Origin of the sequence: Buchnera aphidicola (Eriosoma grossulariae) (assembly GCF_964059045.1) — a bacterium.
Lineage (GTDB): Bacteria > Pseudomonadota > Gammaproteobacteria > Enterobacterales > Enterobacteriaceae > Buchnera_D > Buchnera_D aphidicola_A.
The window spans coordinates 345,944-362,679 of sequence record NZ_OZ060402.1; the positions used below are offsets into that span (position 1 = coordinate 345,944).

The 16,736-nt window shown below is 21.2% G+C and carries 14 protein-coding genes and 1 pseudogene; 13 read left to right on the top strand and 2 right to left on the bottom strand.

Annotated features, from left to right (window positions below):
- Window positions 1–832 precede the first annotated feature (832 nt).
- On the bottom strand, window positions 833–1,525 hold the full coding sequence (flgA, locus tag AB4W51_RS01470) for a flagellar basal body P-ring formation chaperone FlgA (protein ID WP_367676375.1): 693 nt from the start codon (window positions 1,523–1,525) through the stop codon (window positions 833–835).
- Between the two features lie 270 nt (window positions 1,526–1,795).
- Between flgA and flgB the strand changes: the two genes are divergently transcribed.
- The 9 genes from flgB (at window position 1,796) to AB4W51_RS01515 (ending at window position 10,062) form a co-directional block, all read left to right on the top strand.
- Complete coding sequence (gene flgB / locus AB4W51_RS01475; protein ID WP_367676376.1) at window positions 1,796–2,206, top strand: flagellar basal body rod protein FlgB; 411 nt, start codon at window positions 1,796–1,798, stop codon at window positions 2,204–2,206.
- Window positions 2,207–2,211: 5 nt separating this feature from the next.
- Window positions 2,212–2,622, top strand: coding sequence for a flagellar basal body rod protein FlgC (flgC, locus tag AB4W51_RS01480; RefSeq protein ID WP_367676377.1), 411 nt, complete (start codon window positions 2,212–2,214; stop codon window positions 2,620–2,622).
- Window positions 2,623–2,871: 249 nt separating this feature from the next.
- Window positions 2,872–4,080 (top strand): flagellar hook-basal body complex protein, encoded by a 1,209-nt coding sequence (locus AB4W51_RS01485; protein ID WP_367676378.1) that lies wholly within the window; start codon window positions 2,872–2,874, stop codon window positions 4,078–4,080.
- Window positions 4,081–4,108: 28 nt separating this feature from the next.
- The gene (locus tag AB4W51_RS01490) at window positions 4,109–4,864 is read left to right on the top strand and encodes a flagellar hook-basal body complex protein (protein WP_367676379.1); all 756 of its coding nucleotides are present in this window, start codon (window positions 4,109–4,111) and stop codon (window positions 4,862–4,864) included.
- A 24-nt stretch (window positions 4,865–4,888) separates the two neighbouring features.
- Window positions 4,889–5,671, top strand: a complete 783-nt coding sequence (gene flgG, locus AB4W51_RS01495) for a flagellar basal-body rod protein FlgG (protein ID WP_367676380.1) — start codon at window positions 4,889–4,891, stop codon at window positions 5,669–5,671.
- Between the two features lie 88 nt (window positions 5,672–5,759).
- A complete protein-coding gene (locus AB4W51_RS01500; RefSeq protein ID WP_367676381.1) occupies window positions 5,760–6,452 on the top strand; it encodes a flagellar basal body L-ring protein FlgH in 693 nt (230 codons plus the stop codon).
- 301 nt (window positions 6,453–6,753) lie between these two features.
- A complete protein-coding gene (locus AB4W51_RS01505) occupies window positions 6,754–7,866 on the top strand; it encodes a flagellar basal body P-ring protein FlgI (protein ID WP_367676382.1) in 1,113 nt (370 codons plus the stop codon).
- Complete coding sequence (locus AB4W51_RS01510; protein WP_367676383.1) at window positions 7,863–8,189, top strand: rod-binding protein; 327 nt, start codon at window positions 7,863–7,865, stop codon at window positions 8,187–8,189. The genes AB4W51_RS01505 and AB4W51_RS01510 overlap by 4 nt, the downstream gene beginning before the upstream one ends.
- A 79-nt stretch (window positions 8,190–8,268) precedes the next feature.
- On the top strand, window positions 8,269–10,062 hold the full coding sequence (locus AB4W51_RS01515; protein WP_367676384.1) for a FlgK family flagellar hook-associated protein: 1,794 nt from the start codon (window positions 8,269–8,271) through the stop codon (window positions 10,060–10,062).
- Between the two features lie 153 nt (window positions 10,063–10,215).
- Here AB4W51_RS01515 and rne read toward each other — a convergent pair whose 3' ends face one another.
- A complete protein-coding gene (gene rne, locus AB4W51_RS01520) occupies window positions 10,216–13,140 on the bottom strand; it encodes a ribonuclease E (protein WP_367676385.1) in 2,925 nt (974 codons plus the stop codon).
- A 532-nt stretch (window positions 13,141–13,672) separates the two neighbouring features.
- Between rne and rluC the strand changes: the two genes are divergently transcribed.
- The 4 genes and pseudogenes from rluC to fabG all read left to right on the top strand — a co-directional run bounded on the left by rluC (window position 13,673) and on the right by fabG (window position 16,679).
- Window positions 13,673–14,629 carry a 23S rRNA pseudouridine(955/2504/2580) synthase RluC gene (gene rluC, locus AB4W51_RS01525; RefSeq protein WP_367676386.1) on the top strand — a complete coding sequence of 319 codons (957 nt, stop codon included), beginning with the start codon at window positions 13,673–13,675 and terminating at the stop codon, window positions 14,627–14,629.
- Between the two features lie 53 nt (window positions 14,630–14,682).
- Window positions 14,683–14,853, top strand: a complete 171-nt coding sequence (rpmF, locus tag AB4W51_RS01530) for a 50S ribosomal protein L32 (RefSeq protein ID WP_367676387.1) — start codon at window positions 14,683–14,685, stop codon at window positions 14,851–14,853.
- Window positions 14,854–15,008: 155 nt separating this feature from the next.
- Window positions 15,009–15,950 (top strand): ACP S-malonyltransferase, encoded by a 942-nt coding sequence (gene fabD / locus AB4W51_RS01535; protein WP_367676388.1) that lies wholly within the window; start codon window positions 15,009–15,011, stop codon window positions 15,948–15,950.
- Window positions 15,946–16,679: pseudogene (gene fabG, locus AB4W51_RS01540) on the top strand (3-oxoacyl-ACP reductase FabG). The gene fabD and the pseudogene fabG overlap by 5 nt, the downstream one beginning before the upstream one ends.
- Window positions 16,680–16,736 lie beyond the last annotated feature (57 nt).

Sequence of the window (16,736 nt, forward strand, 5' to 3'; positions counted from 1 at the left end):
TAATTATTAATATTTTATTTTATTAAAATAAAATTTTTATTTTTTTAACTAATCAAACAGATTTAATTAAAAAAATTCAATAAAAGATATTTATGATATGAAGAAGATTTATATTTATATAAAATCATTAACATAAAATATACTATGTATAAAAATATAATATATATTTTTTAAAAAATAATAATAGAACATAAAATATTTTCTATAAAAATTAATTATATATTTAAAAAATTTAAAATAAAAATTTATAGATAAATATTTTTATTATATATTGAAATATATATTAAAAAATTTTCAATTTTTGAAATAATATTTTTAAAAACATATAACAATATATATAAAAAATATATGAATTGAATGTATTTTTCAATCATAATTGAATATATTAAAAAAATAATTATATATTGAAATTAAATTCATTATTCTTCAAAATCAGTGAAAACAAAATTATTTCTTTTTATTTAAATAAAAATAAAAATTTTTATTAAATCAAATATTAATACATTTCAACAATATTATTGATATAATATTTTTAAGATCAATACATATTCAAACAATTAAGAAAATATTTTTTAAAATGGTTATTTAAGATAATATAGATTCATAATCAGTTATAGATGCATAATTAAAGAAAATAATTGCATTATATAATTATATTGTGACATTCAAAATGTTACAAAATCATAAAATTAATTTAGATACACATTTATTTAAAAAATTATCCTGAATGATATATTTTAAAAAAATTCTTGTTTTATTATTTTTTGATCTTTATCAAAAATAAAATATTTATTAAATATAGTTTTAAAAAAATATTTATACTTGAATAAATTCAATTTGATATTATAATTTTCCCATTAGCATTCACTACTCCTGCAATGATTTTCCCATTATCTAAAGCAATATTTATTTTATCATTATAAAAAGCATTGCTTAAAGCTTTTCCTTCTGACATTATTGTAAAACCACAACCTTTAATTAATATAGCTACACGTTGATAAATCTTTACTAACCAAGGTTTATGAAACATAGAAAATACAATTGGTTCATTTTTTTGAATATTACGGGAAGTTACATTATTTATTATTTCATTTATATTTAAACATATATTTGAAGATAAGGTATCTAATCTTCCTGTCACAATTGTTAGATCATCTAAAGAAATATTTTTACCAAATATAAGATATTGTTTTGCTATAAAATATTTTCCATACATTTGAAGATCAAATTGAATTGATTGACGATGTTTGTTACAAGTAATAATAGCATTAATTCTACCCCACATCGGTGAATGAGGAGATAAAATAATCTTTGGATGATCACACGTTATTTTTATATCTTGTATGTTTTTTATAATTATTTTAAAATTATCAGAATGGACAGGATCTCTTTTTTTTAATAAAGAAAGTAATTTTTGATGAATCAATTTAGAAGTATCAAAATGTTTAACACAAGTTTCATGTCCTATTACTTGTGATATATTGCAAGATACAAGAAATACAATAAAGTATATTATAAAACGCATAAAGTTTTTCCTTAATTAAATTATAATTATTTACTATATTTAAAAGTAGATAAATTAAACATACATATTTTAAATATTGAGGCATAATTAATAATTATAAAATCTATCTCTTGATAGAATTTATAAAATTGAATTAGAATAAATAAAAATATACGTTTTATGTTGTATTTTTGAAAATTTACATTGAAATAATTTAATTATAGTTGAATATTAATATAATTTAAATTATATTATATCTTCAAAAAAAATTTTTATTGATACAGAGGTGTTATGTTTAATAAAATACAAAGTGCATTTCAATTTAATAATACCGCTTTAGATTTAATTACCTATCGACAAGAAATATTAGCATCCAATATAGCTAATTCCGAAACTCCAAATTATAAATCTAAAGATATAAATTTTACGATGGAATTAAAAAAAGCAACGAATGAAAAAATAAATACTCCATCTCTTAAATTATATCAAACATCTGCACATCATATTAGTCATAAATATAATCATACATTACAAAATGTAAAAATAATTAACAATAATATAAAAAATAAAACATTTAACAATAATTCTGTTAATATGAATGTTGAAAGAGTAAAATTTTTAGAAAACACGATGGCATATCAAACAATATTAACACTTTTAAATCATCAAATAAAAAACATGTTTAATGTAATACAAGGATAATATTTATGACATTATTTAATATTTTTAATATTTCAGGTTCAGGTATGAATGTTCAATCAAAAAGAATCAACCTAAATGCTACAAACATAGCTAATATTGACACATATACCATTAAAAATAAAATACCATATCCATATGTTGCGAAACAATTTTCACTGAAATTTGATAATAAAAAAAATGCTTTTATTGGAGGTGTTAAAATAGATAAGATACTATCTGATCCAACACCATTAAAGGTAATATATAATCCTAATAGCCCTATGTCAGATAAAAATGGTTATACTAAAATATCTAATGTTAATGTTATATCTGAAGTAATTGATAGTATTGCCTCAGCACGTAATTATCAAGCTAATATTGAAGTGATCAATACTGTAAAACAATTACTTATAAAAACATTATCAATAGGACAATAGTTCAAAAATGTGAATCAATTGTTTAGGTTATTTAGGTCAATAATTGATTCTCAAAAATAAAATTATACAATATTTATCAAAAAATAATATTGTTAATATAAAATGGTAAATTTAAAATTTATATAAATAATAATGAATTATTAATTATACCAAAAAACATTTATATAATTTATATTTGCTATATCTTAATTAAATTAATTTTGCATAAATATTTTTATATTAAATAAATATTTTATCAGGATATTATAAATGAATTATTCCGAATCTATTAACGGATTACAGATGACATTAGATCAAATTAAAACTATTAGTAACAATATCGCTAACTCCGCTACCAATGGTTTTAAATCTAATAAAATATATTCAAAAGATATCATAACTGAAACTGATCAAAATAATAATGAAAAACATGGATTAGGAGCTATTCAATCTCGAATTCATTCAAATTATTTACCAGGAGATATAAAAAAAACTGGAAAAAATTTAGATTTTTTTATTAATCAAGATGGTTTTTTTCGTTTAGAAGATATTGATGGTTCAATTTATTATACAAGAAATGGAGAATTTTATATTGACAATAAAAATAATTTAGTTAATATGAATGGAATGTATTTAACAGGGTATTTAACAATAGATGAAAAATTTAAAAAAGAACCAGAAATAATTAATTTAAATAAATTTTCAATAATGCCTGCTAAACAAACTACATCAGTCAATGTATCTGCATCACTTAATAAATCAGAACCAATTATAAAACAAAATCTTCAAATTAACAAATCAAACACTTATAATCATAAAAATGATATGATCATATTCGATAATAAATCTCAAATGCATATAATAAGGTTATATTGGAAAAAAATATTTCCGACCGCATGGGATGTCTATTTTTTTGATGAAACAGTAAAAAATAAACAAATAGCAAAATGTACTGTTGAATATAACACAGATATTACTTCAATTGCAAGTAATAATTTTGTTGGTAAAATATTAGAATATAATGGATCAAAAGAATCTAATTTTGAAATTAAATTTGATAATTTTACCCAAAATAATAAAGCAAGTGAATTTGATTTAACGCAACAAAATGGATGTCGCTCTGGTGCATTATATTCATATACTGTTTTAGAAAATGGTAATATAATAGGCAAATATTCTAATCAAAAAAATAATATAGTTGGTAAAATTTCTATAAATAAATTTGCTAATTTAGATGCATTAATTAAAACAAAAGATAATTTATGGAAAATTGATAAGAATTTTTATTCTAATAATTCTAATATTACAGAAGAAAATGATTTACACAGTTTAACTATAGGTGCTTTAGAAACTTCTAATGTTAATATAAATAATGAATTAATTGATCTCATTTCAGCACAAAAAAACTATCAAGCAATCATACAATCAATTAAAATAAAAGATAAAATGATTGGAACATTGATCAATAATTTAAGCTAAACAATTAATTTTTGAGGATCATATAATAATGGATAATACAATACAAACCGCTAAAATAGCAGCTAATCAAACTATTGAAAAACAAGCAATTACAGCAAATAATTTAGCTAATGTTTCTACACCTGGTTTTAAAGCTCAATTGCAATCTTTATTAAAAACTATATCTAATCCTGATGAAACAAACAAATTAATATTAGATTCATTTCAATATGATTTATCTCATGGTGTAATTAGACATACAGAACAACCATTAGATTTAGCTTTACCAGAAAATGGCTGGTTTGTTCTTAGAAATGATCAGTTTGAAGATTTTTATACAAGAAATGGTCATTTTGAAGTTAATGAAAAAGGAGAATTAAACATGAAAGGATTGCATGTGATGGGTCAAAATGGTACAGCAGTCAAAATTCCAGTAAATTCTATTCCGTCTTTTAATAACAAAGGTGAATTTACTACACTAGTAAAAGATAAAAATAAAAGTAAAGAAATCATACTAGGAAGATTAAGAACTGTAAATATATTAGATAATAGCTATTTATATAAACATCCCAACGGATTCTTTAAATTAAAAGATGATTCAGCATCAGTTTGTTCTCAAATTGTTCAAAATAATAAAAAAATTAAACTTTTGCAAGGTGCTTTAGAAGAAAGTAATGTTAATCCTGCTGAAAATGTAATTAATATGATTAATAATACTAGACAATTTGACATGCAAATGAAAATGATATCTGATTGTAGTGATAATGAACAAAAAGCAAATTCAATTTTAAATGTAAATAATTAAAAATAATTACAAGGATAAAATTTTATGATTCCATCTTTATGGATAGCAAAAACTGGTCTAGATGCTCAGCAAATTAACATGAATGTAATCTCTAATAATTTAGCCAACGTGAGTACAAATGGTTTTAAAAAATCTCATGCAATATTTGAAGATCTGATGTATCAAACTCTTCGTCAACCTGGTGTTACATGTTCTAATAATTCAAATATACCTTCTGGACTGCAATTAGGAACAGGAGTGAGACCAATTGCAACCGAAAGAATTCATACTCAAGGAAATTTGTCAAAAACTGGTTCTTCAAAAGATTTAGCTATAAACGGACAAGGTTTTTTTCAAGTTCAATTACCTAATGGTAATATAGCATATACTAGAGATGGTTCTTTTCAAATCGATAAAAATGGTCAATTAGGAACAAGTAGTGGTTTTGCTCTTCAACCTACAGTTAATATTCCATTGCATGCCGTCAATATACATATTGGTAGAGATGGAGCGATTTTTGTTACATTACAAGGTGAAGTGAATCAAAATCAAATTGGTCAATTGAATTTAGTTAATTTTGTAAATAATGCTGGTTTAGAAAGTTTAGGTGAAAATTTATATAAAGAAACTAATGCTTCAGGAAGTCCAGTAGAAAGCGCTCCTGGTTCTAATGGAGCTGGTTCAATTTATCAAGGATTTGTTGAAACTTCCAATGTTAATGTTGCTGAAGAATTAGTTAATATGATACAAACACAAAGAGCATATGAAATAAATAGTAAATCAATAAATAGTTCTGATCAAATGTTACAAAAATTATCTCAATTATAATATATTATAAAAATCACAAAATTTATTATCCATTTAATAAGACAATGTATATTATAAATAACATATGATAATTTAAGGTAATTTTACTGTGTCCAAGTCGTTTATTTTAAAAACTAAAATCTTTTTAGTATTTAGTTTAATACTATTTTTGAATGGTTGTTCATCTATTCCTTATGATCAAAGATTAGAAACAACCATTCAAAATCCAAAAAATATTTATTCATCAATTCCTAATGATGTTAATGTTCAAGAAAAAAATAATTATTCTTTATTCGAGGATTATAAAGCTCATAATATTGGGGATACTATGACAGTTGTATTACAAGAAAATGTTAGTGCTAGTAATAGTTCTTCTTCAAATATTACTCGTAATGGCAACAGTAATATTGGTGTAACTGCTTTTCCTAATCCATTTAATTTAATTGGCAATAATCATAAAAATCAAGCTGAATTTAACACTGTTGGAAAACATGATTATTCCGGGAAAGGTAGTAGTACTGCTAAAAATATTTTTACCGGTATTATTACAGTTACTGTTAGTAATATATTGCCTAATCGAAATATGCAAGTATATGGAGAAAAAACTATTACTATTAATAAAGGAACAGAAAAAATTATTTTTTCTGGAATAGTTAACCCCCAAACAATAGGAAGTAATAATTCAGTTATTTCTACTCAAGTAGCAGATGCTCATATTGAATATATTAGTAATAATTATGTAAATAATACAAATCATATGGGTTGGTTACAACGTTTATTTTTTAAAATATCACCAATGTAAAATTATTTTATGTTGAATATAATATAGTTGTAATAAATTATCTGTATAATATAATTTATGAAATATTTAGTATATTTACTGATTGAATATAAATTAAAATATTTTCTTATTTTAATTATTAAATTTTTACATTTAACTACATAAACCTAATATTTTTAATTTTATAATTATTTTAAATGATTATAATAAAATATTATTTAATTAATTTATTAGGTTTGTAGTAATTATTAATTAAAAATATATTTTTATTATTATTATAATATTCAAAATATTATTTTGCATTCATTTGTAAAGGTATATTATGCGTAATTTATTTTTAAAATCTTTTGTATCTTTGTTAATATTATTTTATAGTTCAATTACTTATGCTGATAGAATTCGAGATTTAACTACTATTCAGGGGCTACAAGAAAAAAAACTAATTGGTTACGGATTAATTATTGGTTTAAATGGTACTGGAGATGAACTCAATCAATCACCATTAACTAGTCAAGCTATTACAAACATGTTGTTCAAATTAGGTATTGCAACATCGAATGAATCTAATACTAGATTAAAAAATACTGCTTCTGTCATAGTAACTGCTACATTACCTCCTTTTATCCACAAAGGACAAAAAATAGATATTTTAGTTTCTTCATTAGGAAATGCTAAAAGCATTAATAAAGGAAGGTTACTCATGACTTCTTTAAAAGGAAATGACAATATTACATATGCATTAGCTCAAGGTCAAGTATCATGTAATGAAACCGATGATTTGGAAGCTAAAAATGTTTTTTTAAGACCATTTCAAAATATGAATGGAGGAACCATCAGACAAGGTGCTGTGATTGATGTAGAATCAAACACCAATTTTGGTGATAATGGTATTATTGATCTTCAATTAAATGAAGAAGATTTTAGTTTGTCGCAAAATATTAGTGATTCTATTAATATAAAATATCCAGATACAGCTATTCCATTAGATTCTAGAACAGTACAATTAAGCACTCCAGAAAACAGAGCAGCCCAAATTAGAATGTTGTCTAATATTCAAAATATAGATATAAATATACCTATTCAAGATGCTAAGATTGTTATCAATTCAAAAACAGGTTCAATAGTTATCAATCATGATGTCACCTTGGGAAATTGTGCTATTTCTCATGGTAATTTTTCTATAGTTATTGAAAAAGATGAATTGTTACTTCATAAAAATAAAAATGTAACCAATAATCAAACATGGCAATCTCCTGAAGAAAATAATGAATCAATTCCTGATAATCAAACTATCAAACGAAATCAAAAAAATAATTTAAACAATATTATTCGTGCTTTAAACTCATTAGGTGCCAAACCATATGAATTAATTTTAATTTTACAATCAATGAAAGATGCAGGTTGTTTACATGCAAAACTGGAGATTATTTCATGAAAAACATATTATCAATAATGGAATCACCAAGTGATATCATTGTTCAAAAAACATTTAATTTATTTCAAAACCAAAAGACGATAAATGCGTCAAAACAACTAATTGAATCAGGAAAACAAATTGAAAGTATATTTTTAACAATGATTTTAAAAAGTAGCTATTCTTCAGAATTATTTAAAAATAATTTGTTTCATAGCGATCAATCAACAATGTATTCAGAAATATATAATCAAACAATATCTCAAAATATCAGTGAAAAAGGTTTAGGATTAGCAGAATTTATAGAAAAACAAATGTTAATATTACAACCGAATATAAAATAAAGAAAATTGTATAATATATTTATCAATACATATTAATATATTTTAATTGTATTATTTGTGTAATAATTTAAGGAAAGAAATGAATACAGTAATCAATTCATCAATTAATGCAATACATGATATACAAATGTCTTTAAATAAAAATATTAAAAATGTAGAAAATATTAATACATCTAACATTAATATTAAAAATGTAAATAATGATCCAAAAAATGAAAAATCAAACATTGATAGAACAAATTTAGATAAAAATCGCAATCCTATCTACTACTCAGAATCTCCTAAAAAAATAAACGATCCTGACCAAGAAGAAGAAATGAATGAAATCGATGAAGAAGAAATGAATTTTACTGATGAAGAAGAAATCAATGAATATAGTGAAAAAAATGATAATACTGAATTATTAATAAAAAATGTATATCATTTAAATTCTATTCAACAATCTGAAGAAGCAGAATGTATTAAGATAAATGAACTTAATACAATATTAGAAAAACACCAAAATATATTTTATAAATTTATCCCAGAATTTCATTCTTGTGTTAAAGCGGCAATTAAAGACAAGATTGGTACGCATTTTAGTCCAAACACAATATCATCTGCTCAAAAAGTTATACAAGAATTTCAAAGTCTTAATAAAGATTTAAATTTTTTATATAATAAAATTAATTATAGTATAAATTATTATGTTATGAGAATCAATCAAATTATTAATTCTATTATCAATATCAATAAATCTATTCAAGATAATTTATATTTAAAACAATCAAAAGACATTGATAAATCGAATGATTTACAAAAATTTTTACAATTAAGAACAAATAAAATTAATCAATTAAATAAAATTATTGGAACTGAAGAAAAAATACAAGATAATAATTATATTTTGACTATTAATAATAAATTTAATTTAATTCATAATTTACACACCAATAAATTAATTGTTGCTGAAGATGAATACTATGATAATCAATTTAGTATAGGATATATTGAACCAAAAAATGAAAAAATCATATTAATAGAAAGATTAATAACTACCGGTGTATTAGGTGGACTATTAAAATTTCGTCATGATACATTAAGTCACGCAAAAAGTAAAATTGGTCAGTTAATAGTTAATTTTACATATAGTTTTAACGATCAAAATAAATCTGGTTATGATATTAACAATCGTGATGGAAACAATTTTTTTTCCAAGATTGTGCCTGATGTTAAACCTAATAAAAATAATCAATCAGATATATTATTAATTTCTGCATGGAATGATTCTAGTATTGCTAAACCAGAACAATATAAATTAACATTTGTTAATTCTAATCAATGGAACATCAAAAAAATTTCTGATAATAAAAATATTGATTATATAAAAATTGATTTAAATAAAAATACATCATGTATCATATTTGATGGAATAAAAATAAAATACCCAAAAGATAAATTAATTAATAATGATCAATACATTGTAAAAACTCAAGATGATATCATTAATAAATTACATGTAGGAGCAACAACTTCTACTAAAATTGGTTTATATAAAAATTTTTTTGATACTGAAGATTATTCATTTAATGCTCAAAATATAATTGCTTTAAATGATGGAATATTAGTAGAACACAAAGAAACATTAAATGATTCATATGATAATTTGAAAAATCAAATACAAAAAAAAATAGCAATATTAAGTTTAAATCATAAACAAAAAAAATCAATGACAAAAGTATTAAAATATCATAAAGTTAAAAAACCTAATCCTATTAATTTAGATGAAATATATAAAGACACTACTGATTTACATAATAGTTATATGGCTAATACAAAAGTATTAAAAATCGAAAATAATATTGAAGATCAAATAATAAATATATTTAATTAATAACATTGATTAAAATTCAATTCTCAAAAATAAAATTGTCATATATATTAATTCTTTAATTAATATATATGACAAAACTATCAAATTTAAAAATAAAATATAATCATGATAATCATATTTTTAATTTTTAAATTTTATTATAATAATTTATTTTTATATTTTAAAAATTGGAGAACTTGAACGATTTTTTGCTACATGTCCTCCTGCAGCTCTATATTTTTTGTTGATTAATATTGAATATGATTTTATTTGATGAATATATAATTTTTTATTTTGCATATAAAATGAAATTTTTGTGACTGGAGCACTAGATTGTTCTTTTTTTTTAATTTTTTTAAAACATTTTTTTTTAGAAATTGATAATATTGATTTATTTGAATTTTTTTTTATAAAATTTAATCGATTACAATGATTAACTGGATAATTATTTAAAAAAAATAATTTTTTTTTGTTATTATTTATTAATGGTTGAAAGAAATTCTTTTGATAACCATTATTTTTAATAATTTTTTTATTTGATAAAATTAAATTTGTTTTTTTTTGAATTACACTATTTTTGATTTTTTTTAATACTAAATTAATTTGATAATAATATATCTCTAGTAAAATTAATAAACTAATACAATCTAAATTATTTTTTAAACAAGATTTAATAAATGATAATTGAGGATATTGTATCAATGTCAGTGCTAATTTTTGTTCAGGAGATAATACAGAAAGCATACTAGATGATATGACCTTTTTTAATTGTTTTTTATAATAATTTTTATTTTCATAACGGATATTTAATAAAATATTTTTTAATAAATTAAATTGATTAAAAATAATATTTATAGAATTGATATTATTATAATTTCTTTTTTGATTTATTTTTTTAATTTTTAATTTTTTAGATACTATTGATGAATTTATTAGTAATGGAAAACCATTATTTTTTGTTACTAATTGTAATTGTTTGCTTTTTAATATATTATTTTTTTTAAAATATTTTTTTTTATGTGCTATTAAAAATAAATTATATTCTTTAAGTGTATTTAAATATTTTAAAATATTATAATTTTTTTCCAATGAAAAATATTTATTTTTTAATATTTTTTTATAAAAATTATTTTTTTCAAAATTATTAATATAATTTATTTTTTGTACATCATTTAAATCAAATATTTTTGCATGTATTTTAAATGGATTTTTTTGATTGGATTGAATAATTAAATTTTTATTTTGATATTGTTTTTTACTTTTAAAAAAAATAATTTTTTTCCAATTAAATTTATGTAATAAATATTTTTTATGTTTTTCTATATTTTTATTTTTAATTTTTTTTATATTAAAAAATAATATATTATTAAATAATAATAATATTTTTTTTATAATTTTATTTTTAAAAATAATATTTTGAATACCAAAAAATTGTTTAATAATTTTTTGGTATTTTATTTTAAAAAAATTTTTTTTAATATTGAATTGCATATTAGAAATAGTTTTATCTGAAAACATTTGATATTGTTGTTGTTTTTTTTCTAACATTGATTGTGTTGAATAACTATTTTGTTTATGATAATATAATTTTGATAAATTATAACTAATTTTTTTTATATTTTCTCCTTTTCGAATACGAGTAATAGAATAATTAGGTGTTTCAATATGTTTGCTAGGAACAATAATAGTTCTTCCACCTAGTTGACGTTTTTCAATATTATTAACTTCACTTCGTTTCTCATTTAATAAATAACATGCGATTTCTATAGGAACAATAGCATGAACAGCATAAGTATTTTCTTTAATAGCTTCTTCTTCTATTAATCTTAATATAGATAGAGATAATGATTCATTATCTCTAATAGATCCAGTGCCACTACATCTGGAACAAACATGATAACTAGATTCTCCTAAAGATGGACGTAATCTTTGACGAGACATTTCCAATAATCCAAAACGAGAAATATCACTAATTTGAATACGTGCTCTATCATGTTTAACAATTTCACGTAATTTGTTTTCAATAGATTTTTGATTCTGAAATAATGTCATATCAATAAAATCAATAACTATTAATCCTCCTAAATCCCGTAATCTTAATTGACGAGCAATTTCATAAACAGCTTCTAAATTTGTATTAAAAGCAGTTTCTTCAATATCTAATCCTTTAGTCGAACGAGATGAATTAACATCAATTGCAGTTAATGCTTCTGTATTATCAACAACAATTTCACCTCCTGAAGGTAATCTCACTTCTCTTTTAAATGCTGAGCTAATTTGTGATTCAATTTGATAATAACTAAACAAAGGTATTGAACCCTTATATAACTTTATTTTACTAGAGAAATCTAACCTTCCTAATAAATGAATATATTGATAAGCAAATTCTAGAATTTTAGGGTTATCAATTATAATTTCACCTATATCTTGACGTAAATAATCTCGAAAAGAACGTAAAATAATATTACTTTCTTGATGTAATAAAATAGGGGATGAATTTATTTTCGCTAGATCTTGAATTGAATTCCATAATTGTAATCTAAAATTTAAATCCCATTGTAAAATTTCAATTGATTTATTCAATCCTGCTGTACGAATAATAATTCCCATATTTTGAGGTATAGATAATGATAGTATGATTTCTTTTAATTTTATTCTATCAAGTCCTGTAATTCTTTTCGATATTCCTATTGTTTTATTATTATTTGGCATAAGTACTAAATAACTGCCAGCTAAACTAATAAAAGTAGTTAATGCTGCTCCTTTATTACCTCTTTCTTCTTTATCAATTTGAACTATTATTTCTTGTCCTTCTTTTAAAAAATTTTTTATATTAAAATTTGAATCTAATGAATAATCTTGAGATAAATAACTATGAGAAATTTCTTTTAATGGTAAAAATCCATGTTTTTCTAATCCATAATCAACAAAAACAGCTTCTAAACTAGGTTCAATTCTAGTAATTTTACCTTTGTAAATATTAGATTTTTTTTTCTCTTGACCTGGAATTTCAATATCTAAATCGTATAATCGTTGTCCATCTACAAGAGCAACTCGTAATTCTTCTTTTTGAGTAGCATTAATTAACATTCTTTTCATGATATCAATCTCTCGTATTATTTTAAAATTATAATACATTTTAACAAACAAAATATTATTTAATTCAAGTCTAAATATTGAATGTTTTAAATAATACAATTATATATTTTTATTGTATTATTTTATTATTTTTTTAAAAAATTATTTTTGAAAAAGTAGAATACTAATAATATGCTCTCTAGTAATATAATTTTAAAAAATTACATTACTAGAGAGCATATTATTAGTATTCTACTTTTTCAAAAATAATTTTTTAAAAAAATAATAAAATTTATCTTTTTAAATTATATAAAATATTAAATATCAATAATAACATTATTTATTAACCAAATAAGAATTGTTAATATTTTTTATTAATCAATTGATTTTTTTCAATAAAAATATTGCAATAATTAATTAAATTTTAAATTTGACTTAAATTAATTAATTGAATATTATAAAAGACATATTGTAAAATATTTATATTAAAAACAATACTAAAATGAAAATTTTTTATTTGAAATATACATATTTTTATAAAAATTAAATATATATGAAAAAAATAACTAGTAAAGTAGTTTTTATAAATGTTACTGAAGATATGACACCACAAAGAATTGATAATTATTTATTTTCTAAATATAAAAAAATACCAAAAGATATGGTTTATAAAATTTTAAGAAAAGGTAGAATTAGAATTAATAAAAAAAGAATACTACCAAGTTATAAATTAAAAAAAGGAGATATTATTCGCATTCCTCCTATTCAAACCAATGATATAAAAACATATCCAAAAATAATAAACAATCATGAAATAATAAAATTATCAAATCAAATCTTATTTGAAGATGATTATTTAATTATTATTAATAAACCATCTGGAATTGCAGTACATGGAGGCAGTGGTGTGAGTAATGGAGTTATAGAAAAATTTAGATTATTAAGACCTGATTCAAAAAAATTAGAATTAGTACACAGAATTGATAAAGAAACTTCTGGAATTTTAATTATCTCTAAAAAACATTTTGCTTTAAAAGAATTACATCAACAATTAAGAGAAAAAAAAATAAAAAAAAAATACATTACATTTGTTCATGGTCAATGGCCATATAATACTAAAATAATAAAAGTCCCTTTATTAAAAAAAAAGGGTATCTCAACAATGAATAAAAACCAAGTATATGTAAATAATTCCGGAAAAATTTCAGAAACATATTTTAAAATTATAAAAAATTATCCAAAAACTACTCTAATTTCTGCTTTTCCAAAAACTGGACGTACTCATCAAATTCGCGTACATGCTTTACATGCAGGCCATCCAATAGTATTTGATCATCGATATGGTTCCAGTCAGTTAGATTTAGAAATCAATAAAAACAATCATTTATCTAAAAGATTATTATTACATGCACAAAGTATAACGTTTATACATCCTTATTCAAAAAAAAAAATGTATATAGAAGCTCCATTAGATCATACATTTAAACAATGTTTTGATCTATTTAATTAAAATGGATATGATTGAAATTCTTATAATATTATTTACTTATTTCAGGGGGAAAAATGGCTGTTCAAAAAAATAAACCTACTAGATCAAAAAGAGGAATGCGAAGATCACATGATTCTATTCAATTACCAACATTATCTATAGATAAAAAATCTGGTGAAATTCATCGCAGACATCATATAACTCAAAAAGGATATTATAAAGGTAAGAAAGTTATTGAAAAATAATTTAATAAAATTTATATATATATTTATTAAGATATATAAAATTTATGCAAAAAAAAATATATAAAAATATTTTATATATTAATATAAAAAATAATTTTTTAATATTCATTTTTATAAATATTATAAAAGTATGATTTTATCAAAGGACACTTAATATGACTTTTGCAATGATTTTTCCAGGACAAGGGTCACATAATTTTGATTTGTTAAAAAAAATATCATTATATAATTCTATAATTAAAAAAACGTTTGATGAAGCTTCTTATTATATCAATTTTAATTTATGGAAATTAATCCAGAAAAAAAATTTAGATATAATGAATTATAATAAATATATTCAAGCAATAATATTAACTACTTCCGTATCTATTTATAGATTATGGAAAAAAAAAATAAAAATAAATCCAAATATAGTAGCTGGTCATAGTCTAGGTGAATATTCTGCTTTAGTATGTGCAAAATGTATTCATTTTTGTGATGGATTAAAAATAGTAATGATTAGAAATCAACTAATGAAAGATGCTATGATTAGAAAACCAGGAAGAATGATCGCTATAATTGGTTTAAAAATAAATATCATAAAAAATATATGTTATAAATTTTCAAAACAAGAAATAGTTTCTATAGCATGTATTAATTCTGAATTAGAAGTTGTGATTTCAGGAAACAAAAAAAGTGTACAATTAGCTGGAGAAGAGTGCAAAAAATATGGTGCTAAAGCAATATTTAAATTATCTATGCACATTGCTTCACATTGCCAATTAATGAAATCTGCCGCAATTAAGTTATTGGATGTAATAAAAAAAATAATATTCCATAAACCATTATTTCCAATAATCAACAATATTGCAGTTAAGTGTGAAACCTCTGGTGAAAAAATTAAAATTGCTTTAATAAAACAATTATATCAACCTGTTTTCTGGAAACAAACAATTGAATATATTATTTCCAAAAAAATACCATTAATATTAGAAATAGGTATAAGTAACGTTTTAACTAATTTAAATAAAAACTTAATAAATATACTTTCTATATCTTTATCAAATCAAAACAATTTTTTAAAAGCAAAAAAATATCTAAAAAAGGAGAATTATTAAATTGAAAAACAACATTGCTTTAGTTACAGGAGCAAATAGAGGAATTGGCAAAGTTATAGCAGAAAAACTAAAAAAAAAGTAAAAATGGTTATTGGAACAGCTACTACTCAATCAGAAGTAGAAAAAATTAATAAATTTTTAAAAAATCATGGCATAGGTACAATATTAAATTTTGAAAATTCTCTTTCTATAGATAATACTATAAATATGATTTATAAAAATTTTGGTTCTATTGATATATTAATTAATAATGCTGGAATTAACTATGATAAACTATTAATGAATATTAATTTGTTTGAATGGAATAAAATTATCAAAATTAATTTAACTTCAGTATTTCATATTTCAAAAAATGTTATAAAAAATATGATAAGGAAAAAACAAGGAAGAATTATTACCATTGGATCTATTATTGGTCAGATTGGGAATATTGGTCAAACAAGTTACGCAGCTACTAAATCTGGTATCATAGGATTTCACAAATCACTTGCTTTAGAAGTAGCAAGATATGGTATTACTGTAAATATAATTGCACCTGGTTTTATAAAAACTAATATGACTAATAATTTAAACAATATTCAAAAAAAAAAATATTTATCTAAAATTCCTATGAATAGATTTGGACACGCTAATGATATTGCGAATGCTGTAATTTTTTTAGCATCCAATAAATCCGCATATATTACTGGTCATATCTTACATGTTAATGGTGGAATGTACATGAATTAAATTTAATTATGGTTAATAATAAATAGATAAATAATATTATACTTTACTATATCCAGT